Origin of the sequence: Hymenobacter lapidiphilus, assembly GCF_003417065.2 — a bacterium.
In the GTDB taxonomy this organism is placed as follows: Bacteria; Bacteroidota; Bacteroidia; order Cytophagales; family Hymenobacteraceae; genus Hymenobacter.
Genome location: NZ_QVLT01000020.1, coordinates 17,516 through 39,196, shown reverse-complemented (window position 1 = coordinate 39,196; position 21,681 = coordinate 17,516). Strand labels below are relative to the sequence as shown.

The following is a 21,681-nucleotide window of genomic DNA, read 5'->3' as shown; positions in this document are numbered from 1 at the left end:
GGCCCGGAGCCGGGCACTCAACTTTTGCCTGGTCGCCGGGTTGTATCTTCTTCATTCAACCCAACCCCCGACTATATGGAAGACTTAACCGGCAAGACGGCCCTCGTAACGGGCGCGGGCAAAGGCATCGGCCGCGCTATTGCGCTGGCCCTGGCCGAACAAGGCGTGCGCGTGGCCCTGCTGGCCCGCACCGAAACTGATCTGCAAGCCGTAGCCCAGGAAATAGAAGCCGCCGGTGGCCAGGCCGCCGTGGTCGTAACCGCCGATGTGGCCGACCGCGCCGCCGTAGATGCCGCCGTAGCCCAGGCCCTAGAGCAGCTTGGCAGCATCGACATCCTCATCAACAACGCCGGCATCGGCACTTTCGGCAAGTTCATGGACATGGAGCCCGCCGACTGGGAGCACATCATCCAGGTAAACCTGCTGGGCACCTACTACGTGACGCGCGCCGTGCTGCCCCAGATGCAGCAGCGCCAGTCCGGCGACATTATCAACGTGGCCTCCACCTCGGGCCTGCGGGCCTCGGCGGGCTCCAGCGCCTACAGCGCCTCCAAATTCGGTATGATGGGCCTCACCGAGGCACTGATGCAAGAAGTGCGCAAGCAGAACATCCGCGTGTCGGCCCTCACGCCCAGCACCGTAGCCACCGAGCTGGCCACCACCAACGGCCTCACCGACGGCGACCCCGAAAAGGTGATGCAGCCCGAAGACCTGGCCGAAATCGTCATCAGCCAGCTGCGCCTCAACCGCCGCATCTTCATCAAGGAAGCCAGCATGTGGAGCACGAACCCTTGATTTAGAGCTTAGGTTTTAGAGCTTAGAACGTAGAATCGGCTGTCATCCTGAGCGGAGCGAAGGATTTTTTTCAGTTTAAACGAGTCGTTGTTACGGTCGTTCTAATAGGATAAGATCTTTCGCTTCGTTCAGGATGACAGCCGACTCTACGTTCTAAGCTCTAAAATCTAAGCTCAAAGCTCTATTCCTTCTTCACCTGCTCCAGCACCAGCTGGTTCATGGGGTTGGGCGTGAGGCCGCGCACATTGTTCTGGGTCAGGCGCACCACTTCATCGTAATACACGCTGATAACCGGGCATTCGGCCACAATGATGCGGTCCATTTCCTGGTAGAGGGCGTAGCGTTTCGCGTCGTCCTGTTCGAGCTTGGCCTGCTGGTAGAGGCGGTCGTAGGTGGCGCTTTTGAAATGGGTTTTGTTGGGGCCGGCGGGCGCGAAATTGGGGCTGTAGAACAGGGCCAGGTAGTTTTCGGCATCGGGGTAGTCGCCGAGCCAGCTGCGGGTGAAGAAGGCGGCGCGGCCGTTGTCAATCATTTCGCCGTGGGCCGCGCCCTGGTTCACGTCGATTTCGACCAGCACGCCCACTTCGGCCCACTTTTTTTGGTAGTATTCGCACAGCTCCTTGGTTTCGGCCACCGTGTTGAGGCGTAGGCGTAGCGGCTTGCCCGGCCCGTAGCCGGCTGCGGCCAGCAGCTGCCGCGCTTTGGCCAACTGGTAAGTGTAACCCGGCACTTTGGCGGCGCTGAACGAGGGCAGCGAGGCCGGCACGAAGCCTGAATTGCCCGGCCGGCCCACGTTGTTGAGGAAGTAAGCCAGCAACTCGGGCTTGTTGAGGGCGTAGTTGAGCGCCTGCCGCACCCGCTTATCCTGCAAAGCGCGGCCGGTTGCCAGGTTGTCGCCGCGCAGGTTGGTCAGGTCCTGCTGCATGCCGATGTACTCGGTGTTCAGGTAAGGCACCTTCTGCAGCCGGAACTTGCCCCGGAAATCCTCGCGCACAGTACCGTCGGGGTACATTATCAGGTCGCGTGAGCCGCTGCGGATGCCGCTCAAAAAGTCGAGCTTGCCCTGCATAAAGGTCAGGAACTCGGTTTTTCGGTCCTGGATAAACGTAATCTGCACCGCATCGAGGTAGGGCAGCGGCCGGCCCTGGGCGTCCTTCTTCCAGTAGTTGGGGTTGCGGTGGTAGATGATGGCGTTGCCCTCGTCCCACTCCTTGAACAGGAACGGGCCGGTGCCGACCGGATGGGCCCGGAAATCCTTACCCCACTTCTGCACCGCCTCGCGGGGCACCACGTAGGCGTAAGGCATCGTCAGTATGCCCAGAAACGGGATGAACGGCTCCTTCAGGTGAATGCGCAGCGTGGAGTCATTCACGGCCACGAAGCAGGTATCCGACGGCTCGCCGCCGTCCTGCTCCAGCACCTTGCCCCGGAAAATCCAGCCGCCGGGACTGGCCGTGGCCCCGTCTAGCAACCTTTTAAACGAGTACACGAAATCCTGGGCCGTTACGCGGCGGCCTTTGCCGCCCGCGAATACGTCGGCGTCGTGGAAGCGGGCTTCGGGCCGGAGCCAGAAGGTGTAGGTGGTGCCTTCGGGCGAAATGCGGTAGCGCCGGGCCAGGCTGGGACCAGGGCGCAGGCTGTCGTCGAGCTCCACTAAGCCGTTGTAGAGCTGGGTGGTGGCCCAGGTGTTGGCTTGGTTGCGGGCGAAAGCCGGGTCGAGCGAAGTGAGGCTTTCGGGCTGGTTGTAGCGGAACACGCGCCGCTCGTCGGTGGGAGCGGCCGAATCGGTGCAGGCGGCCAAACCCAAGAGCATTAACATTGCCAATAGCCGCGGCAGGCGTTGCAGTGGCCGCGCGGACAGCTGTGGCCTTAGCAGTTGGAAACGCACAAATCCCGCGGCGCGGGGCAGAATTGGAAGCAGGGGAACCATGAAACCGTGTATATTTGCCAAAGGTATCTTCCCGGCCGGGATTTGCTTCCACGCCACTTTACGGCGTTACCCCAACCTGGCCGCCACCTGAACTAAGCTAACAGCTAGCAGCCATCAGCTAACGGCTTTATTTCGACCTCATGGGCAAAATCATTGCCGTAGCCAATCAGAAAGGCGGCGTGGGCAAAACCACTACCTCCATCAACCTCGCCGCCTCCTTAGCGGCGCTGGAGTACCGCACCCTGCTCGTTGACGCCGATCCGCAGGCCAACGCCACCTCGGGCGTGGGCTTCGACCCCAAGGATATCCAGAACAGCATCTACGAGTGCATGGTGGACGGCATCAACGCCCAGGACATCATTGTGCAGACCAACGTGCTGCCCCACCTCGACCTGATGCCCTCGCACATCGATTTGGTGGGCGCCGAAGTGGAGATGATTAACCTGCCCAACCGGGAGGAAAAGATGAAGGACGCCCTGCGTCCGCTGGCCGAGCTCTACGACTTCATTATCATAGACTGCTCGCCCTCGCTGGGCCTGATTACGGTGAATGCCCTCACGGCTGCCCACTCGGTTATCATCCCGGTGCAGTGCGAGTATTTCGCACTCGAAGGCTTGGGCAAGCTGCTCAACACTGTCAAAATTATTCAGAGCCGCCTGAATGAGGACCTGGAAATCGAGGGCATCCTGCTCACGATGTACGACGTGCGTTTGCGCCTGAGCAACCAAGTGGTCGAGGAGGTGAAGCTGCACTTCCAGCAGCTGGTATTCGATACCATCATCCCGCGCAACGTGAAACTGAGCGAGTCGCCCAGCTTCGGCATCCCCGTCATTCTGCACGACGCCGAGAGCAAGGGCAGCATTAGCTACCTCAACCTGGCCCGCGAAATAGTGGAAAAGAACATCGAGCTTATCAACGGAACCGGCAGCGAGGAGCCGGAAGACGCCGCCGCGTAAGGTTTTTGAAGGGATTAGGAAACACGCGAGTTGTAGGGGCGGGGCTTGTCCCCGCCCCTACAACTCGCGTTATGAATTAGAAAACCAGTAAGCCTAATGAAAACGCAGCCGCGTGCGAAATACCTGCTAGGTGCGGCCGCGGTGGCGTTGCTACTGTGGTTCGTGTTTGATGCCCTGACCCAGCCCGGCCCCCAGGATCTGGATGGTGGCTTCACGGAAGTAGCGCTTTACCGCAACGAGAACAACACCGGTCCGGTGCAGCGCATTTACGCCGTAACGGTAGCCGATACCGCCCGCTGGGCCGAAATGCAGCAGTACGGCGAATACATGCCGTTCACCAAGTACGGCAATACCAAGGTGTATTTCTTCGCCGCCGCCCGCCCGGCGCCCCGGGTGCTAAAACCCGGCTCCGAGCCATTTGCGGCGGAGTTCCGCACCAACTGCCTGGCCGTGTACGAGAAGGATTTACTGAGCAACGTCAGCTTTAAGCGCCTGCCTTTCCGGCAGCCCTAGCCTGGCGGGCCGCGGCTGATAGGCTGGGCTATTCTCCTTTTCGGAGCCGCAACCTCAACTGTAGGTAGCCAACGAATTTCGCCGGCTAAGTGGCTCATTGCCGCGTGTTTCACGGTTTTTCTGCCGGCGTGGAACATTTTTATCCCGGCATCCCGCTTGTTTGTGTATTTTTGACTCCCGCTTTTGCTCCGTGCTATTGGGTGAGGGCGGCTTGCCGGTATGTCTGAAAAAAACGAAGAGAAGAACTCATTTCCCGCGACTCCCAAGCGCCGGGTAGGTGGCCTGGGCCGCGGCCTGAACGCCCTGATTGAGGGCAGCTACGAGAAGAAAAGCGAGCGAATGGGCGGCCTGGTGCCCCACCCCGTCAACTCGGTGGGCCTGATTCCGGTGGGCCAGATCCAGGCCAATCCCTATCAGCCCCGCACCCACTTCGACCAGGACGCACTGCGCGAGCTGGCCGAAAGCATCCGCGTGCAGGGTATCATCCAGCCCGTTACGCTGCGCCAGACCGGCACCAACTCCTACCAGCTCATTTCGGGCGAGCGGCGCCTGCAGGCTTCCAAGCTAGCCGGCCTCGATGCCATTCCGGCCTACATCCGCAAGGCCGACGACCAGCAGATGCTGGAAATGGCCCTGATTGAGAACATTCAGCGCGAGAATCTCAACGCCATCGAAATTGCCCTCAGCTACCAGCGTCTGGTGAGCGAGTGCAACCTCAAGCAGGAGGAGCTGGGCGACCGGGTGGGCAAAAACCGCTCGACCGTGACCAACTACCTGCGCCTGCTCAAGCTGCCGCCCGATATTCAGATCGGCCTGCGCGACACGGTTATCAGCATGGGCCACGCCCGCGCCCTCATCAGCATCGAGAGCATGGACCAGCAGTTGGCCCTGTTCCGCCGCATTGTGGCCGAAGAGCTGTCGGTGCGCAAGGTAGAGCAGCTGGTGCGCGGCGGCTCGGGCAGCGAAACCGAGAAAAAAACGGCTAACGCGCCAGAGCCGGTGGTACCGGTGGCCGAAATCAAGCGGACCGAGCGGCACCTTTCGGAGCGTTTTGGCAGCCGCGTGATGGTGAAGCCGGGGCCTCAGGGCCGGGGTGAAATCAAGATAGCCTTCGACTCGGTGGAGGACATGCAGCGCATTTTGCACATTCTGCAGCCCTCATAGCCGCGGCCGGCATTTTATACCAAGGCCTCTGCGTAGCGCGTTGGCTGAAAGCCGGGTATTGGCCCGGTTTTCCACCTGCCCGCGTGGCCCGTTTCCTGCTCCGTTCGTATGCGTCGTTCCCATTTTTCTCTGCTTTTTGCTCTGGGTTTGCCGCTGGCCGCGCTGTGGCCGTCGGCAGCCTCGGCGCAGGTCGTTACGGCCGGAACCGACTCGGTGCGGGTAGCCTCGCAGCCGGCGGCCATCGATTCGACGAGGCGCACCGAGCGGCTGTTGGGCATGCGGGTTACGCGGCCCCAGAAAGCGGCGCTGCTGGCGCTGATGCTGCCCGGCGCGGGCCAGGTATACAACCACCGCTACTGGAAGCTGCCCCTGGTATATGGCGGCCTGGGCGGCGTAGGCTACGGCCTGTTCTTCTACCAGACTCGCTACCGGGAGTACGCAGATGGCAAAAACCAGCTGATTGCCAACCCCAATATGGACATCAGCAAGCTGGATGGCGAACGGGTGAGCCAGGAAACGAGTGCGGCCAACGTGCAGCGGGGCGTCAATTTCTACCGCCGCAACCGCGACACGTTTATCGCCTACACGGCCGTCGTGTACGGGATCACCATTCTCGATGCGCTGGTGGATGCCCACCTGCGCAACTTCGATGTCAGCGACGACCTGAGCCTGCGCCTCGACCCGGCCTTACTGCCCAGCCCGGGCCAGGCTCCGCGCGCCGGCCTGGCCCTTACCCTCTACATGAAGTAGCGGGATAAAAACAACAAAGGCACCCCATCAATTTATCACCACCCTCACCCGGTTATCTACTAGCTTCTGACTTCCAGCTTTTTTCACATGAATATTCTCCTGATTGGCTACGGCAAAATGGGCCGGGCCATCGAAGCCCAGGCCCGGGCGCGGGGCCACCAGATTGCCGGCATCATCGACCCCAGCCGGCCCGGGGTAAGCATCACCGATTTCACGCCTGCCCAAGTAGACGTGGCCATCGAATTCACCCACCCCGACGCGGCCTTTGCCAACGTGGCAGCCTGCCTGCGGCAGGGTCTGCCGGTGGTGTGCGGCTCTACGGGCTGGCTGCACCACTTCGGCGAGGCCCGCGCCCTGAGCCAGAAAACCGGTACGCCGCTGTTTTACGCCTCCAACTACAGCGTGGGCGTGAACCTGTTTTTCCACTTCAGCGAGTACATGGCCGCCAAAATGCACCAGTTCGGCGGCTACGACGTGCAGGTACGCGAGATTCACCACACCCAGAAGGTCGACCAGCCCAGCGGCACGGCCTTGACGGTGGCCGAAGGTATTCTGCGCCACTTCCCCGGCAAAACCACTTGGCGCAATGAGGCTACCCGCGAGGCGCATGAGCTGGCCGTGCTTTCGGAACGCGAAGGCGCGGTTATCGGCACCCACATCGTCACCTACTCCTGCCCGGCCGATACCATTGAGCTCAAGCATGAGGCCCACACCCGCGAGGGGTTCGTGCAGGGCGCGCTGCTGGCGGCCGAATGGCTGCCCGGCCGCCAAGGCGTTTTCGGCATGAAAGATTTGCTGGGGCTGTGAGGCTGGAAGGCCTGTCATCGAAACTGCCTGCAAAGTCAGTAACAATCAGAATGACAGGCATTCTGCACAGTTCGCGCATTATTTCGCATCTTCCATCGTTTAAACCGCAGCGGCCCGGCCTTGGCCGGTAGCGCGCTTTTTCTGGCTTATTTGCATCATGGCAGTACAATCCTGGGAGAAATACCTCGAAAAGAATCCGGCCGGCTCGGCGCCGGCGGGCGCGCCCGTGCCCAAAAAGCGCAAGGGCCCGATTCGCGAGTGGGGCGACGCCATTCTGTTCGCCGTTATTGCGGCTACCCTCATCCGCTGGGCCACGTTTGAGGCCTACACTATCCCAACGCCCAGCATGGAGCACACGCTGCTGGTGGGCGACTACCTGTTCGTGAGCAAGCTGCACTACGGCCCGCGCACACCCCAGACCCCGCTGCAGGTTCCCCTCACGCACCAAACCATCTGGGGTACCAGCCTGAAAAGCTACTCCGAAGCCATTCAGTTGCCCAGCTACCGGCTGCCGGGCTTCTCGGAAGTAAAAAACAACGACGTGGTGGTGTTCAATGTGCCCTTCGAGGCCGAGCACCCCGCCGACCTGCGCACCAACTACATCAAGCGGTGCGTGGCCGTAGCCGGCGACGTGCTCGAAGTACGCCAGAGTCAGGTGTATATTAATGGGAAGCCGGCCGCGAATTTCCCCGAGATGCAGAACAGCTACTACCTGCAGGTGCCCCAGGCCAACGACGACCTGATGACGGCCTTCAAGGAGCAGGGCATTGTGGAGTATAACACGCCCGACGGCCTGCCCTATCAGGAAAACAGCGCCGAGTATGGCCCGGGCTACCTCATCAGCATGACCCCGGCGTCCTATAAATACTTCAAGCAGCAGCCCTACGTGAAGGGCATCATCGAGTTGAAAACACCCGTAGGCCAGCGCGAGGGCCAGGAGGTGTTCCCCAACAACCCCGACTACCCCTACAGCCAGGCCCTGCCAACCTCACCCTACCCAGGCTGGAACAAGGACAACTACGGCCCCCTGCAGATTCCGAAGAAAGGCCAGACCGTGCAGCTGACGGCCCAGAACACACCCCAGTACTTGAAAATAATTACCCGCTACGAGCACAACGAGGGCATCACCGTCGATGGGACGGGCCGGATTCTGCAGAACGGCCAGCCGCTCACGAGCTACACCTTCAAGCAGGACTACTACTTCATGATGGGCGACAACCGCCACAACTCGCTCGATTCGCGCTTCTGGGGCTTCGTCCCCGAAGACCACATCGTGGGTAAGGCCGTGCTCATCTGGATGTCAGTTGACCCCTACGGCAGCTTCCTGAGCAAAATCCGCTGGAACCGACTGTTCAATTTGGTCCATTAAGTCACAGATGCTGCAGATGATAAGGAAGCCGTTCAGTGGCAGATTAGCTCGCCTTCTTACGTCTGATGAGAAAACACAAAAGCCACCCTATCCGGGTGCTTTTGTATTTCGGTTAGCCGCTGAAATCAGCACTAATTCGCCACCGAACGGCATTTTTTTCGTCTGCAACCTCTGTGATTTACCACTGGATGGGCTGCTGGCCGTGCTGTTCCAGGTAGGCGTTGGTCTGGCTGAAGGGGCGGCTGCCGAAAAAGCCCCGGTCGGCGGCGTAGGGCGAAGGGTGGGCGGCCTTGAGCACGAGGTGCTTGCGGGCATCAATGACTTCGCCCTTTTTCAGGGCTGAGGCCCCCCAGAGGATGAACACGACGTGCTCCTTCTGGTCGGAAATGGCTTGAATGACGGCGTCGGTGAACTGCTCCCAGCCTTTTTTCTGGTGGCTGGCGGGCTCCTTGGCGCGCACCGTGAGCGTGGCATTGAGCAACAGGACCCCCTGCTGGGCCCACCGGTCGAGGTTGCCGTTGGGGGCCGGGGCCGTAGCGGGCAAATCGGTGGCTAGTTCCTTGAACACGTTTTGGAGTGAAGGTGGCGTGCGTATGCCCTCGGCCACCGAGAAGCTCAGGCCGTGGGCCTGCCCCCGGCCGTGGTAGGGGTCCTGGCCCAGAATCACCACTTTCAGCTTATCAAACGGACAGGCCTCGAAGGCGTGGAAAATTTGGGGACCGGGCGGAAACACTTCGGCCGTGGCATATTCGCCCTTCACAAAGGCAATCAGGTGCTGGAAATAGGGTTTGCCGAATTCGGGGGCCAGCACCTGCCGCCAGCTTTCTTCAATCTTAACCGACATACGAACCAGTATTATTTGTTAGTTTGTGTTAGTTTGAGACGGTATTGGCAGCCCGGACTGCGTAGAAGCAAGGAAGTAAACCAAACCCGGGTCCGTGCTGTTAGCTTTTTTCTCCTTTGGAACTCCGTTGTTATGAATACGACCACCACTCAGGGCGTAACCGTCAGCGTTACTACCAACTATCTGCCCGACTATTCGAGCCCCGGTCAGGAGCATTACGTTTTTGCCTACAAAATTGATATTCGCAACAACAGCGAATATACCGTGAAGCTGTTGCGCCGCCACTGGTTTATTTCGGATGCCAACGGTGTGGTGCGCGAGGTAGAAGGCGAAGGCGTGGTAGGCCAGCAGCCGGTACTCGAACCCGGCGAATCGCACCAGTACGTGTCGGGCTGCAACCTGAAATCGGGCGTGGGCAAGATGCGGGGCACCTATCAGATGGAGCGCATAATGGACGGCAGCGAGTTCGATGTTGAAATTCCGGAGTTTACGCTCATCGTACCCTACCGCCTGAACTAGCACTTTCAGCGCTGTTTCTGAAATACCTACAGCCGCCTTCGGGCGGCTTTTTTGTGAATTAGGGGCTTTGGAAGGTGTATTGGTTTGCAGAACGGCGCCGGGGCGGGGCCGGCCTCCACCCCTGCGCCGCTGAACGAAATCGTTGGAATGGTACGAGTGGCGGGCGGGGGCAACCGAAGGACAGCGCAGCTAAGCCCCGCCCCCACGCGCTCATCAACTAATCGGTTTCTACCTTTCCGGCTTCAACCCAATTCTCCGCAACCGCGCTTTGCTTTTCCAGATTCTTAGCTACCTCCGTTTTTGGGGGCGCTCGGGCAATGCCCACGGGCTACACTCGCCCTTCGTATTCGGGCTGTATGCGCACGTCGTCAACCATTCGGGCCGGTTTGCTGCCTACGAGGCCGTAGAGGCCCGCCGCGCCGCCCTGCTCGCCGACGGCACTGCTATTATAGTACGCGACTTCGGGGCCGGCTCGCGGGTGGCCGGAGCAAGCCGCACGCGCCGCCTGCGCGACATTGCCCGTACCGCCGCCAAACCGCCCAAGCTGGGGCAGCTGCTGTTCCGACTCGTCGACCACTACCGGCCCCGCACCGTGGTGGAGTTGGGCACTTCGCTGGGCCTCACCACCGCCTATTTGGCCCTGGCCGACTCGCGGGCCCGGGTGCTCACCTTCGAGGGCTGCCCCGCTACGGCCGCCGTGGCCCGCCAAACGTTCGAGGCCGTGGGGGCCAAAAACGTCGCGCTTATCGAAGGCAACCTCGATGATACTCTTGCTCCTGCCCTGGCTGCCCTGCCTGCGCCGGTCGATTTTGCCTTCTTCGATGGCAACCACCGCTACGAGCCCACCCTGCGCTATTTCGAGCAGCTCAATGCCCACCGCACTGCCAATAGTGTCTTCGTACTCGACGATATTCACTGGTCGGCCGAAATGGAACGGGCCTGGGAGGCCATCCGCCAGCACCCCGAGGTCACGCTCACCGTCGACCTGTTCTACATCGGCCTCGTTTTCTTCCGCCCCAGCCTGCCCCGCCAGCATTTCACCCTGCGCTTCGATAACCTACTGGACAAGCTGCTGGAGCGCACTCGGGTTTTTGGGGCTTGATGAGGGGTTAGGGGAAGAACGTCATTCTGAGCGCAGCGAAGAATCTCACGTGCTGACGTTGTAGCAACCGTTCAACGATTCACGCGAGATTCTTCGCTGCGCTCAGAATGACGTTCTTTCATTGACCACTCAACGAACCGCCTCCCGCACCCGCGTCAGTTTCACCAGCAGATCTTCCAGCTGATCGAGGGGCAGCATATTGGCACCGTCGGATTTGGCAGTGGCGGGCGTGGGGTGGGTTTCGATGAACAGGCCATCGGCGCCCACGGCAATGGCGGCTTTGGCAATGGTTTCGATGAGCGCGGGTTGGCCGCCCGTTACGCCGCTGCTCTGGTTGGGGCGCTGCAACGAGTGCGTGACATCCATGATAACGGGCACGCCGAAGGCACGCATGGCGGGCAGGTTACGAAAATCGACCACCAGATCGGAGTAGCCGAACGAGTTGCCGCGGTCGGTCAATAGCACGTTGTCGTTGCCCGACTGGCGCACTTTGTCTACCGCGAACTGCATGGCCTCGCCGTTCAGAAACTGGCCTTTCTTCACGTTTACCACTTTGCCGGTTTGGGCGGCGGCCACCAGCAAATCGGTCTGCCGGCACAGGAAAGCCGGAATCTGCAGCACATCCACGTACTCGGCGGCCATGGCAGCCTCACCCGACTCGTGGATATCGGTGACCGTGGGCACGCCGATTTCGCGGCTTACTTTCTGCAAGATGCGCAGGGCTTTTTCGTCGCCAATACCAGTGTAGGAATCGAGGCGCGAGCGGTTGGCCTTGCGGTAAGAGCCTTTGAAGATGAAGGGAATCTGGAGCTTGTCGGTGATATGCTGGATGCGCTCGGCAATGCGCAGCGCCATATCCTCGCCCTCAATCACGCAGGGGCCGGCCATCAGAAAAAACTGACCGGAATTGGTATTACGGAAGTGCGGCAGTACGTTGGCAAGGGCTTCTAGCATGAGCTTGGATATTTAAGGACGGAGAGAGTAAGGAGAACTGGTTTGTTCAGCTATTCGGGCAGCGTTGCCTTCCTTTTCAAACAGATAAACAGCTCCCGGCCCTGGCGGGGCGGCAGCGAGTTGGTGGCGGCAGCGAAGTGCCCGAAATCGAACCAGGGCTCGAAGTAGGCCCGGTACTCCTCGCGCGAGCCGCCGAAGGGCGGGCCGGCCTGGGCAAACTCGGTATCGAAGAGCAGGCCCATAAGCGTACCGCCGGGCCGCAGCAGCCGGGCGCACTGGCGGGTGTAGGCGGGCCGCAGGGCGGGGTCGAGGGCGCAGAAGAAGGTTTGCTCCACGATGAGGTCGAAAGGCGGAGCAGGTTCCAGGGCAAAGAAGTCGGCCAGCAGCAGATGGGCCGCCGGGAAGCCGGGTACGCGGGCCTGCAGGGCCTCCAGGGCCGCCGGGGCGAGGTCGGCTACGAACACCCCGGGCCAGCCGGCGCGGTGCAGGTATTCGGCCTCGTAGCCGCGGCCGGCCCCCGGAATGAGGATGCGCCGCGAGTCGGGCGGACCCAACTGATTGAAATATTCGCGCAGCGGGGGCGTTATCCCCCCCGCATCCCAGCCAGTCTGGCCGATTTCGTAGCGCTGCTGCCAGTAGGCGGTATCAAGAGACGGGACAGGCTGCATTTCGTGGCGGGGTTGTACCTTCGGCACTTGCCGGGGTACCAAACTCGGTTATTCTTGCCTTAAAGGTACTACCGCGTCCGGACTGTCTGGACCTCCACCAAACCCCTTTCTCTATGGAACAAGATCAGAGCCCCGAACCGAAGAACAATAACCGTCTGCTATTGATTGGGGCCCTCGTTCTGGTGCTGCTGGGCATCAATGGCTTTCTGTTCTACATGAACCAGCAGAAGAGCAAGCAGAACGAAATGCTTCAGGCCGATGTGGTGAGCAAGGACGCCAAGCTCGAAGACCAGATCAAGCAGTACGAGTCGCTGAAAGCCGATTATGAGCGCCAGAGCCAGGAAGTGCAGGGCATGGGCCTCGCCAACGACTCGCTGGTAGCCAAGCTGGCCCAGATCAACTCCGACCTGCTCAAGCTCCGCTCCTTCCGGGCCAGCAGCTTTAGCGTATCCGAACAGCGTCGCTTCAAGCAGCGGGCTGCCAACTTTGAAACCCAGCTGCGCAAGAAAGACGAGGAAATCGTCCAGCTTAAGGCCGACAACGAAGCGCTTTACACCGAAACCACCACCCTTAAAGAGCGCCAGAACAAGCTGACCGATACTATTTCGTCGGTAGTGCGCTCCAACCAGGAACTGAGCCAGAAGGTGGCCGTGGCCTCGCGCCTGCAGGCTGAGAACATCCGCGTTAACGTGGTTAACAGCCGCGACAAGGAAAAAGAAGACACCGATAACGAGTTCAAGGCCAAGCGGGTAGAGAAAGTCAAGGTAACCTTTAACCTGGCCCGCAACGATGTGTCGCCGAAGGAAACCAAGGAAATCATGATGCGCCTGATTGAGCCTGATGGCGCCGCGCTCTACAACCTGAGCACCGGCGGTGGCACGTTCATGATTGACGGCTCCGAGGCATTCTATACTGCCAAGCAGGACATCGTGTACGACAACACCCGCCAGCCGGTGCAATTCACCTACGCCAAGGGAGCAGCCTACAAAACCGGCCTGCACACCGTTGAGCTATATGAAGGCGGCGTGCTGATTGGCAAAACCACCTTCACGCTTAAGTAGCACTACCGAATTACAAGCGTTGTAACTGGCCCGGTTGTCAACTCCGAGCCAGACGCGTAGTCAAAAAAAGAGCCGCCCCTAACGAGGCGGCTCTTTTTTTGACTACAGAATCCGGGAAGTCCGGGGTGGCTTATCCGTGGTTCGTGGCAATCTGCGCCTCAAACTCGTCGAGCTTCTGCAGCGTCGATTTGATGTCTTCGGTGAACATGGCTATCAGCGAACCGGGCCGGGCAGTATGCAGCACGTGGTCCATGGCTTCCATCTCGTTTTCGATGTAGGTGATGATAATATCGGGGGCGTCGAGGCGCAGGCCCTCCGTCATCAGCTCGCGCAGCTCCTCAGCCGTTTTACCGCGTAGGTCGCGGTCCTGGCGCAACACTACCTCATCGAACACACGGCCCACAATCCGGGCAAACGCCAGCGTGTCTTCGTCGCGCCGGTCGCCGAGGCCCGAAATCACCCCTACTTTGTGGGTGGCTTCGGTGGCTTCCAGAAACTGGGCAAACTTCTCCATACCGTGGGCATTGTGGGCATAGTCCACAATCACCTCGAACTGCGGGAACTTGTACACGTTCATTCGGCCCGGCGTTTTCACGCCCGAAGGCACAAACGTGCGGAGTGCCTGCTTGATTTCGTCCTTTTCGAATCCGTAGCAGTAACAGGCCAAAGCAGCGGCCATGGCGTTTTCGATGTTGAAGGTTGCCCGTCCACCAAACGTGACCGGGAACTCTGCCGCCCGATCGATGCGCAGTTTGTAGCTGTTTTTATAGATGGAAATATATCCTTCCTCGTACACCGCGGCCAGCCCGCCATGCTCGGCGTGCTCACGAATGCGGGGGCTGTGCTCGTTCATACTAAACAGGGCCACCCGGCAGTCGAGCTTTTCACGCATGGCATACACCAGGTCGTCGTCGGCGTTGAGTACAGCCCAGCCGTTTTTGCGCACCGTGCGCGGCAGCACGCCCTTCACGGCCGCCATATCCTCCACGGTGTAAATATCACGCATGCCCAGGTGGTCGGCGGCTACATTGGTTACAATGGCCACGTCGCAGGTGTGGAAACCCAGGCCCGAGCGCAGCATGCCGCCGCGGGCCGTTTCGAGGACCGCGAAGTTTACCGTAGGGTCCTTCAGTACAAACTCGGCACTCTGGCCGCCGGTACAGTCGCCGCTCTGCAGCTGCACTCCCTGTATGTAGATGCCGTTGGTGGTAGTGTGGCCCACTTTATAGCCTTTGGCAGCTACAATGTGCGCCAGCAGCAGCGTAGTGGTGGTTTTACCATTGGTGCCCGTAACGGCAAAAATCGGAATCCGGGATTTGCTACCTGCCGGAAACAGCATGTCGACAACCGGAGCAGCCACGTTGCGGGCCAGCCCCTGGGTGGGCGAGATGTGCATCCGGAAGCCGGGGGCAGCATTTACTTCGATAACTGCGCCGCGGGTTTCGTTTAGCGGAATGGCAATATCGGAAGTCAGCAGATCGATGCCGCAGATATCGAGGCCCACGATGCCGGCCACGCGCTCGGCCATCAGCACGTTGTACGGGTGCACCAGGTCGGTTACATCGGTGGCCGTGCCGCCAGTGCTGATATTGGCCGTGGTTTTCAGGTACAGCTCCTGCCCGGCAGGCAGCACCGAATCCAGCGTCAGGCTTTGGGTGAGCAGTAGGTCCTGGGTGTGCTGGTCGGCCTTGATGCTGGTAAGCACTTTCTCGTGGCCTACCCCCCGGCGCGGGTCTTCGTTTACTTTGTCAATCAGCTGCTGAATGGTGTGCTGGCCGTCGCCGGTTACGGCGGCCGGGGTGCGCCTGGCAGCGGCAATCAGCTTGCCGTTTACCACCAGCAGCCGGAAGTCGTGGCCCTGCACCAGTTGCTCTACAATTACGGCCCGCGAGTGCTCACGGGCAGCTTTAAAGCCTTCTACGGCTTCCACCCAGCTCTTAATACCAATGGTGGCCCCGCGACCGTGGTTGCCATTGAGCGGTTTGGTGACGATCGGGAAGCCCAGCTCCTCAATGGCCTCACGCAATTCGTCTTCCGAATACACGGTGGTGCCGTTGGGAACAGGCACGCCGGCCGCGTCGAGCATGGCCTTGGTGCGGTTTTTATTGCCGGCTACCTCCACGCTGGCATGGCTGGTGTAGCTGGTGGTAGTAGCCCAGATGCGCTTCTGGTTGACGCCATAGCCCAACTGAATGATGCTGCTGTTTTTAAGCTGGATGTACGGGATGTTGCGCGAGGCAGCCTCCGATACGATGCTCCAGGTACTGGGTCCGAAGAACTCTTCTTCCCGGATTTCGTGCAGCTCCTCAATCGTGCGCTCGATGCTTACTGGCCGGCCTGGCAGATATCATCAACGAGCTGCACGGCGGCCTCGGCAGCCATGCGGCCCGCCCGCTCTTCCTGGTAAGCAAACACCACAAACTCCACCCCCGGCTCGTGCTCGGCCGGGTACGACTTGCCCCAGAACACGGGCATGCCGGCCGTGCGCTGCAGGGCCAGGGCAACGTGCTGCAGCACGTAGCCCAGTGGTTCGCCGTCGGTGAGCTGCTCGGCGGTAAGCGGGGGTTTCTTTAGTATAGCCTTATCCGCGTCGGAGGGTGGCGCATCGGTCAGCCGGGGCAGCAGCCGGGGTAGCTGCTCGGCCAGCGCCGGAATGCTGCTCGACCATTTGTCGGCCAGACCCTCCAAATCCACTTTCATTACAATCAAACGGTAATGCTTAACAGACCAGAAGCTGGGGCCGCGCATAGTGCGCAGGTTCACAATTTTCATAAAGAGAAAGAGAAGAGAGAAGACGAGTTGGTGCGCGTTCTACGCAGGAACGGAATGTAAGGATAATGCACGGGTTAACTACAACCGGGGCGCTAAATTCCGCTCCGAAAAGGAGTAGCTGCACGGCAGCCCCCAACTTAATTGCCTCTGCTGCCCGCCGGTTTCATGTCGGCGCAAAAAACCCCGATTGAAACGAATCAACCGGGGTTCAGGCAATGAGCAAAAAAGAGAGGTGACGGGCGGATTCGAACCGCCGTAGGAGGTTTTGCAGACCTCTACCTAGCCGCTCGGTCACGTCACCATGAGGGCTTTGAGGATGCAAACATACGGCTTAATCCGACGTGTGCCAAAGTGAAGGTGCTTTTTTCAGGACGGGTGCGGGTAAGTCGTTGGCGACGTGTGGCTTCTTTTTTCAAGGAACGGGGGTTAAGGGAGAACGTCATTCAGCGCGCAGCGGAGAATGACGCGTGCTGATGTTGCAAAGAGCTTCAACGACGACACGCGAGATTCTTCGCTGCGCTCTGAATGACGTTCCCTCACCGATAATCCAAAAAAGAGAGGCCCCGACTTGCGCCGGGGCCTCTCCTATTCACTTGCCGATAAGCCGGAGGGCTTACGACTCGTTGTCCATCATCTTGTCGCGCAGAGCCGACAGGGCGTCGAGGTCACCGAGGGTCGATTTCTCGGCCGGGGTGGTCTTCTTCATGTCGCTCAGCTTGCCTTCGCCCTGCGAAGCAGCACCAGCGGCACCAGCCGACGGCTTCTTCTTGGCGAACTTGGCAGCGCGGCCTTCTTCCTCAGCCTGCTTGTTGTAAACAGCCTGGTGCGAAAGCACTACGCGACGGTCGTCCTTCGAGAACTCAATCACGCGGAATTCGAGCGATTCGCCGTTCTCAGCCATCGAGCCATCCTCCTTCTGGAGCGACTTGGGGTAAGCGAAGCCCTCGATGCCGTAAGGCAACTCGAGCACCGCACCACGGTCGTTCTTGTCGATGATGGTAGCCGTGTGTACCGAACCGGGGGTGAACACCGTCTGGAACGTATCCCAAGGGTTTTCCTCCAGCTGCTTGTGGCCCAGGGCCAGGCGGCGGTTGCTCACGTCCAGCTCCAGTACTACCACGTCCAGACGGTCGCCCACCTTCACCATTTCGGATGGGTGCTTGATCTTCTTGGTCCACGACAGGTCCGAAACGTGCACGAGGCCATCCACACCCTCTTCCAGCTCTACGAACAGGCCGAAGTTGGTCAGGTTACGCACGAGGCCGTTGTGGTTGGTACCGATGGCGTACTTGTCGGCGAAGTCGCCACGAGTCCATGGGTCTTCGCTGAGCTGCTTGATGCCGAGGCTCATCTTACGGTCTTCGCGGTCGAGGGTCAGAATCTGCGCCTCTACTACGTCGCCCTGCTTGATGAAGTCCTGCGGGTTGCGCAGGTGCTGACTCCAGCTCATTTCCGACACGTGGATCAGACCCTCTACGCCGGGGATAATTTCCATGAATGCGCCGTAGTCGGCTACGTTCACGATGCGGCCCTTCACCTTGGTGCCTACGCCCATGTCCTCGGGCAGCGAATCCCACGGATGCGGGGTCAGCTGCTTCAGGCCGAGGCTGATACGCTTCTTGGCTTCGTCGAAGTCAAGCACAACGATATTGAGCTTCTGGTCGAGCTGCAATACTTCGCTCGGGTGAGCGATGCGGCCCCACGAGATGTCGGTGATGTGCAGCAGACCGTCGACGCCGCCGAGGTCGATGAACACACCGAAGTTGGTCATGTTCTTGATAACGCCCTCCAGAATCTGGCCTTTCTCCAGGTTGTTGAGGATGGCTTCGCGCTGCTTCTCGAGGTCTTTCTCGATGAGCACTTTGTGCGATACCACGACGTTGTCGAACGCGGCGTTGATTTTCACCACTTTCACTTCCATGCGGCGACCCACATAGATGTCGAAGTCGCGAATAGGCTTTACGTCAATCTGCGAGCCGGGCAGGAAGGCTTCTACGCCGTCGAGGTCCATGATGAGGCCGCCTTTGGTGCGACGCTTCACCACGCCTTCGAGCACGGAATCGTTCTCCAGGGCGTCGTAGATGGCTTTCCAAGCCTGCTTGATTTTAGCTTTCTTGCGGCTCAGGATGAGCTGGCCGTTGGCGTTTTCCTGCTCCTCAATGAATACCTCGACGGTGTCACCGGCCTTCAGGTCGGGCAGGTCGCGGAATTCCGACAGGGGCACCAGACCATCGGACTTGAAGCCGATGTTCAGGATAACGTCGCGGTCGGTCATGCCCACCACGGTGCCGGTTACTACTTCTTCTTCCTGAACCGTGGTGAGTGTACCGCTGTACATCTCTTCCATTTCGGCACGCTGCTCGGCGGTATAGTTACCACCGAAGCCGCTAGCGTCCACGTTGTCCCAGTCGAAATTGTCAACTAATTCTGCTTGTTCTGCCATGATGTATTGCAGTGGCCCTTATATACACGTCCGGCGCAGGGCCCACCTCCGGAACGCGTTTTTGCTTGATACCCAACGCTAAAGCGCCGGCCCGCCACCCTGGCAGGGCCGCAAAGATACGACTTATGATTCAAAAACAGAATCATACTCAGCGCATTAAATCAGCAAAGAAGGCGTAAGGAATTTACCGCAGAATATGCAGGAAGTGTTCAGCCGACAGCACTTCGATTTTGGGGAAACTGATTGCCGCTAGTACGTCGAAGTGACGGTCATTAGTGACCAGATAGTCGCCGCCGCCGGCTACATAGCAGTCCACGAACTTTTCATCGTCGGGGTCGGCCGCAATCAGCCGCCAATCGTAATACACATAGTAGCGATGAACTGTCGGAAAGCTGGCCAGCGCCCGAACTACGCTGGTGGCCACTTGCGCAGTAGTGCGGGCGGTTAAAATTTCTTCGTATTCCAACAAGATGCTTGTGCTGACCAGTAGGTCAACTTCTCCCTGTATAATGGCCGTAAAAACGCGCCTGTAGGGCGAGCTTCGGCCGATACTAGCCAGCAGGACGTTGGTATCGAGTACGATTCTCACGCTGCCGATTCACGCTGATAGGGGGTACGCATATGCTCCCGCACCCAATCCTGCATCGTGTCAGCCGTCCAGCCATTCTGGTCCCATAGGTCGTCTATTAAGCGCGTGGCTTTTTCGGCGTAATACAGCCCCACAAGATGGCGGATTTCGTCGGCATCAACCGCTGGAACCGTAATTTCCGCTTCTGCTTTATTTGATGCTTTAAGGACCGTAGGGTCCTCCTGCTCCGCCAACTTTTGCAGTAAGAACTTCTGCAACTGCTCGGCATTGAGACCAACTGAATCGGGGAGTGTGAGAAGGACGGTTTTCATAGTTGAATCTACGCACTTATCATGAATACTGACGATCTATGACTTTCCCGTTGTATAAGCTACCCCCAACACAACCGCCGCCTACTCGGTTGCTTACGGATCGGCAACTTTCCGAACACCCGCCAATCCCCACCGACTTCCTTTCACACCGAAACCCCGAACTTGCCTACATGTCTATTGCCGAAAACTTGAACCACATTGAGCAAACCTTGGCTGGCACCAACGCCCGGCTGGTGGCCGTTACCAAAACCCACCCCGTAGAACTGCTGCAGGAAGCCTACGACGCCGGCGGGCGGCTATTTGGCGAGAACCGGGCCCAGGAAATGGCCACCAAGCAGCCCCAGCTACCTGCCGACGTGCAGTGGCACCTCATCGGGCAGTTGCAGACCAACAAGGTCAAGTACATTGCCGGCTTCGTGCACACCATCCAGAGCGTCGATAGCCTGAAGCTGCTGCTCGAAATGGAGAAGCAGGCCGCCAAGCATAACCGGATAATCGAGGGCCTGCTGCAGTTCCAGATTGCTGACGAGGATACCAAAACCGGCCTCACGCTACCCGAAGCCGAGGAAATCCTGCGCTCCGAGGAGTACCGCGCCCTGCGCCATGTGCGCCTGACGGGCGTGATGGGCATTGCCACTAACACAGACAACGAGGACCAGGTGCGCCGCGAGTTCCGGCAGTTGCGCGGCTACTTCGACAAGCTTCAGGCCCTGTACTTCGCTGATGAGCCCACGTTTAAAGAGGTGTCGATGGGGATGAGCGCCGACTATCCGCTGGCCGTGCGCGAAGGCAGCACCCTGGTTCGGGTAGGCAGCGCTATTTTTGGGCGTCGGTAGGCATTGGTCTCGTTGGAACGTCATGCAGAGCATAGCGAAGCATCTCGCTTGATGACGTTCCGGGGGTCACTAAATAGCAGAGTCGCCATTGCAAGCGAGATGCTTCGCTACGCTCTGCGTGACGTTCTAAAAGTGAAACAACATCCCCACAAAAACTAAACACTATGACTGCTCGACTCATTATTCAACTGGCGGCGCTGCTGGGCGCTCTGAGCGTGGGCATCGGGGCCTTCGCGGCGCACGGGCTGCGCAAGAGCCTGGAGGCCGCCGGGCGCTTTGAGACTTTTGAAACGGCCGTGCGCTACCAGTTCTTCCATACGCTGGCGCTGCTGGGGATTGGGCTGCTGCTGCTGATGCGGCCCGAACTCAAGAGCTTGAGCACCGTGGCGTGGCTGTGGCTGGGGGGCATCCTCGTCTTCAGCGGCTCACTCTACGTGCTCTGCCTGACGGGCATCACCAAGCTCGGGGCCGTTACGCCCATCGGCGGCGTACTCTTCATTGCCGGCTGGATTATGCTGCTGCTGGCGGCTCGGCAGCTGTAGGTTTTTCTGAGCTGATAGATTAAGCTGTCAGCTTTCGTTCTGGCGGCTCTGCTTAGCTCGCACAAAAAAGGCGCTTCCCTGCGAGGGGAAGCGCCTTTTTTGGTTTGCAAGAATTTGCCTTACGACTTCTTCTTAGCCTTGATTTTATTGTCGTCCATCTTCAATTTCTGCTTGCCGTCAACAGCATTCTGGTCTACCATCGACTCGGCACTGGCGGGCATGGCCTGCATGGTAGCTCCGGCTTCCTTTACATCTCCGATTATTGCCACCATGGCGTTGCCACCCACCGAGTTCGATTCGACGGTGAGCACCTTGTTCTGCATGCCGTACTTGCCGGCCGTGTTGAACTTGGCCACCACCGTGCCCGACTTGCCGGGCATAATGGGCTCACGCGTCCATTCGGGCGTGGTGCAGCCGCAGGTAACGCCGATGTTGGAAATGAACAGCGGCTGGGTGCCCACGTTTTTGAATTTGAAGACGTGTTCCACCACGTCGCCGGTTTTCACGGCTCCAAACTCGTACTTGGTTTCCTCGAACTGAATTTGCGGACCCGCCACTTTGGCCTGGGCGTTGGCCGGCTTCATGGATTGCGCCTGAGCGCTCAAGCCCATCACCGATAGCGACAGAGCCAGAAAAAGAACATTTTTCATAAGGAAAATAAGTAAATGACAGTTGAAAGTACGAAAAATTCTACTGGGGTGTACCCGCCAAGTTTCGGGCCAATGTTGCTGCTGCCTAACGCAGTCGGTAGACGTT

The 21,681-nt window shown here is 59.3% G+C and carries 22 protein-coding genes and 1 tRNA gene; 12 read left to right on the top strand and 11 right to left on the bottom strand.

The annotated features are described in order from the left end of the window. The first annotated feature begins 75 nt into the window (after positions 1-75). A complete protein-coding gene (locus D0N36_RS12715) occupies positions 76-795 on the top strand; it encodes a 3-ketoacyl-ACP reductase (protein WP_116942061.1) in 720 nt (239 codons plus the stop codon). A gap of 181 nt (positions 796-976) precedes the next feature. Here the strand turns inward: D0N36_RS12715 and D0N36_RS12710 are convergent, their stop codons facing one another. Next, positions 977-2,608, bottom strand: a complete 1,632-nt coding sequence (locus tag D0N36_RS12710; RefSeq protein ID WP_242478905.1) for an ABC transporter substrate-binding protein — start codon at positions 2,606-2,608, stop codon at positions 977-979. A gap of 257 nt (positions 2,609-2,865) precedes the next feature. On the opposite strand from D0N36_RS12710, the gene D0N36_RS12705 reads away from it, so the two are divergent. From D0N36_RS12705 to lepB, 6 genes are all read left to right on the top strand, one after another. Beyond that, positions 2,866-3,681 (top strand): ParA family protein, encoded by an 816-nt coding sequence (locus D0N36_RS12705; RefSeq protein WP_116942057.1) that lies wholly within the window; start codon positions 2,866-2,868, stop codon positions 3,679-3,681. 96 nt (positions 3,682-3,777) lie between these two features. After that, the gene (locus tag D0N36_RS12700) at positions 3,778-4,194 is read left to right on the top strand and encodes a hypothetical protein (protein WP_116942055.1); all 417 of its coding nucleotides are present in this window, start codon (positions 3,778-3,780) and stop codon (positions 4,192-4,194) included. 219 nt (positions 4,195-4,413) lie between these two features. Then, a complete protein-coding gene (locus D0N36_RS12695; RefSeq protein WP_116942053.1) occupies positions 4,414-5,358 on the top strand; it encodes a ParB/RepB/Spo0J family partition protein in 945 nt (314 codons plus the stop codon). A 108-nt stretch (positions 5,359-5,466) separates the two neighbouring features. After that, entirely contained in the window at positions 5,467-6,108 is a 642-nt protein-coding gene (locus D0N36_RS12690; RefSeq protein WP_147320859.1) for a DUF5683 domain-containing protein, read from the top strand. An 87-nt stretch (positions 6,109-6,195) separates the two neighbouring features. Then, the gene (gene dapB, locus D0N36_RS12685; protein WP_116942049.1) at positions 6,196-6,915 is read left to right on the top strand and encodes a 4-hydroxy-tetrahydrodipicolinate reductase; all 720 of its coding nucleotides are present in this window, start codon (positions 6,196-6,198) and stop codon (positions 6,913-6,915) included. Positions 6,916-7,072: 157 nt separating this feature from the next. Next, positions 7,073-8,284 (top strand): signal peptidase I, encoded by a 1,212-nt coding sequence (gene lepB / locus D0N36_RS12680; protein WP_116942047.1) that lies wholly within the window; start codon positions 7,073-7,075, stop codon positions 8,282-8,284. A 178-nt stretch (positions 8,285-8,462) separates the two neighbouring features. Here the strand turns inward: lepB and D0N36_RS12675 are convergent, their stop codons facing one another. Beyond that, positions 8,463-9,128, bottom strand: a complete 666-nt coding sequence (locus D0N36_RS12675; protein ID WP_116942035.1) for a uracil-DNA glycosylase — start codon at positions 9,126-9,128, stop codon at positions 8,463-8,465. Between the two features lie 132 nt (positions 9,129-9,260). On the opposite strand from D0N36_RS12675, the gene apaG reads away from it, so the two are divergent. Both apaG and D0N36_RS12665 read left to right on the top strand, forming a co-directional pair. Continuing rightward, positions 9,261-9,647, top strand: a complete 387-nt coding sequence (gene apaG, locus D0N36_RS12670) for a Co2+/Mg2+ efflux protein ApaG (protein WP_116942034.1) — start codon at positions 9,261-9,263, stop codon at positions 9,645-9,647. Between the two features lie 268 nt (positions 9,648-9,915). Beyond that, a complete protein-coding gene (locus D0N36_RS12665) occupies positions 9,916-10,749 on the top strand; it encodes an O-methyltransferase (RefSeq protein WP_116942032.1) in 834 nt (277 codons plus the stop codon). A gap of 129 nt (positions 10,750-10,878) precedes the next feature. On the opposite strand, the gene kdsA is transcribed toward D0N36_RS12665, so the two are convergent. Beyond that, positions 10,879-11,703: a 3-deoxy-8-phosphooctulonate synthase gene (gene kdsA / locus D0N36_RS12660; protein ID WP_116942030.1), complete on the bottom strand. Its 825-nt coding sequence runs from the start codon at positions 11,701-11,703 to the stop codon at positions 10,879-10,881. 50 nt (positions 11,704-11,753) lie between these two features. After that, positions 11,754-12,371 carry a methyltransferase domain-containing protein gene (locus tag D0N36_RS12655; RefSeq protein ID WP_116942028.1) on the bottom strand — a complete coding sequence of 206 codons (618 nt, stop codon included), beginning with the start codon at positions 12,369-12,371 and terminating at the stop codon, positions 11,754-11,756. A 113-nt stretch (positions 12,372-12,484) separates the two neighbouring features. On the opposite strand from D0N36_RS12655, the gene D0N36_RS12650 reads away from it, so the two are divergent. Continuing rightward, positions 12,485-13,432: a hypothetical protein gene (locus D0N36_RS12650; protein ID WP_116942026.1), complete on the top strand. Its 948-nt coding sequence runs from the start codon at positions 12,485-12,487 to the stop codon at positions 13,430-13,432. Between the two features lie 130 nt (positions 13,433-13,562). Here D0N36_RS12650 and cphA read toward each other — a convergent pair whose 3' ends face one another. From cphA to D0N36_RS12625, 6 genes are all read right to left on the bottom strand, one after another. Continuing rightward, positions 13,563-15,725, bottom strand: coding sequence for a cyanophycin synthetase (gene cphA / locus D0N36_RS12645; RefSeq protein WP_242478910.1), 2,163 nt, complete (start codon positions 15,723-15,725; stop codon positions 13,563-13,565). Between the two features lie 32 nt (positions 15,726-15,757). Next, positions 15,758-16,204 (bottom strand): cyanophycin synthetase family protein, encoded by a 447-nt coding sequence (locus D0N36_RS19665; protein ID WP_242478904.1) that lies wholly within the window; start codon positions 16,202-16,204, stop codon positions 15,758-15,760. Positions 16,205-16,434: 230 nt separating this feature from the next. Next, positions 16,435-16,505: transfer RNA gene (locus D0N36_RS12640), tRNA-Cys, on the bottom strand. Positions 16,506-16,817: 312 nt separating this feature from the next. Further along, entirely contained in the window at positions 16,818-18,647 is a 1,830-nt protein-coding gene (gene rpsA / locus D0N36_RS12635; protein ID WP_116942024.1) for a 30S ribosomal protein S1, read from the bottom strand. A 184-nt stretch (positions 18,648-18,831) separates the two neighbouring features. Beyond that, positions 18,832-19,236, bottom strand: coding sequence for a putative toxin-antitoxin system toxin component, PIN family (locus tag D0N36_RS12630; protein WP_116942022.1), 405 nt, complete (start codon positions 19,234-19,236; stop codon positions 18,832-18,834). After that, positions 19,233-19,547 carry a hypothetical protein gene (locus D0N36_RS12625; RefSeq protein ID WP_116942020.1) on the bottom strand — a complete coding sequence of 105 codons (315 nt, stop codon included), beginning with the start codon at positions 19,545-19,547 and terminating at the stop codon, positions 19,233-19,235. Before D0N36_RS12625 ends, D0N36_RS12630 begins: the two co-directional genes overlap by 4 nt. Positions 19,548-19,717: 170 nt before the next feature. Here D0N36_RS12625 and D0N36_RS12620 point away from each other — a divergent pair, with 170 nt between their 5' ends. Together D0N36_RS12620 and D0N36_RS12615 are read left to right on the top strand one after the other, a co-directional pair. Further along, complete coding sequence (locus tag D0N36_RS12620; protein WP_116942018.1) at positions 19,718-20,383, top strand: YggS family pyridoxal phosphate-dependent enzyme; 666 nt, start codon at positions 19,718-19,720, stop codon at positions 20,381-20,383. Between the two features lie 164 nt (positions 20,384-20,547). Further along, on the top strand, positions 20,548-20,925 hold the full coding sequence (locus D0N36_RS12615; RefSeq protein ID WP_116942016.1) for a DUF423 domain-containing protein: 378 nt from the start codon (positions 20,548-20,550) through the stop codon (positions 20,923-20,925). Between the two features lie 119 nt (positions 20,926-21,044). On the opposite strand, the gene D0N36_RS12610 is transcribed toward D0N36_RS12615, so the two are convergent. After that, positions 21,045-21,575: a DUF1573 domain-containing protein gene (locus tag D0N36_RS12610; protein ID WP_116942014.1), complete on the bottom strand. Its 531-nt coding sequence runs from the start codon at positions 21,573-21,575 to the stop codon at positions 21,045-21,047. Positions 21,576-21,681: the final 106 nt, after the last annotated feature.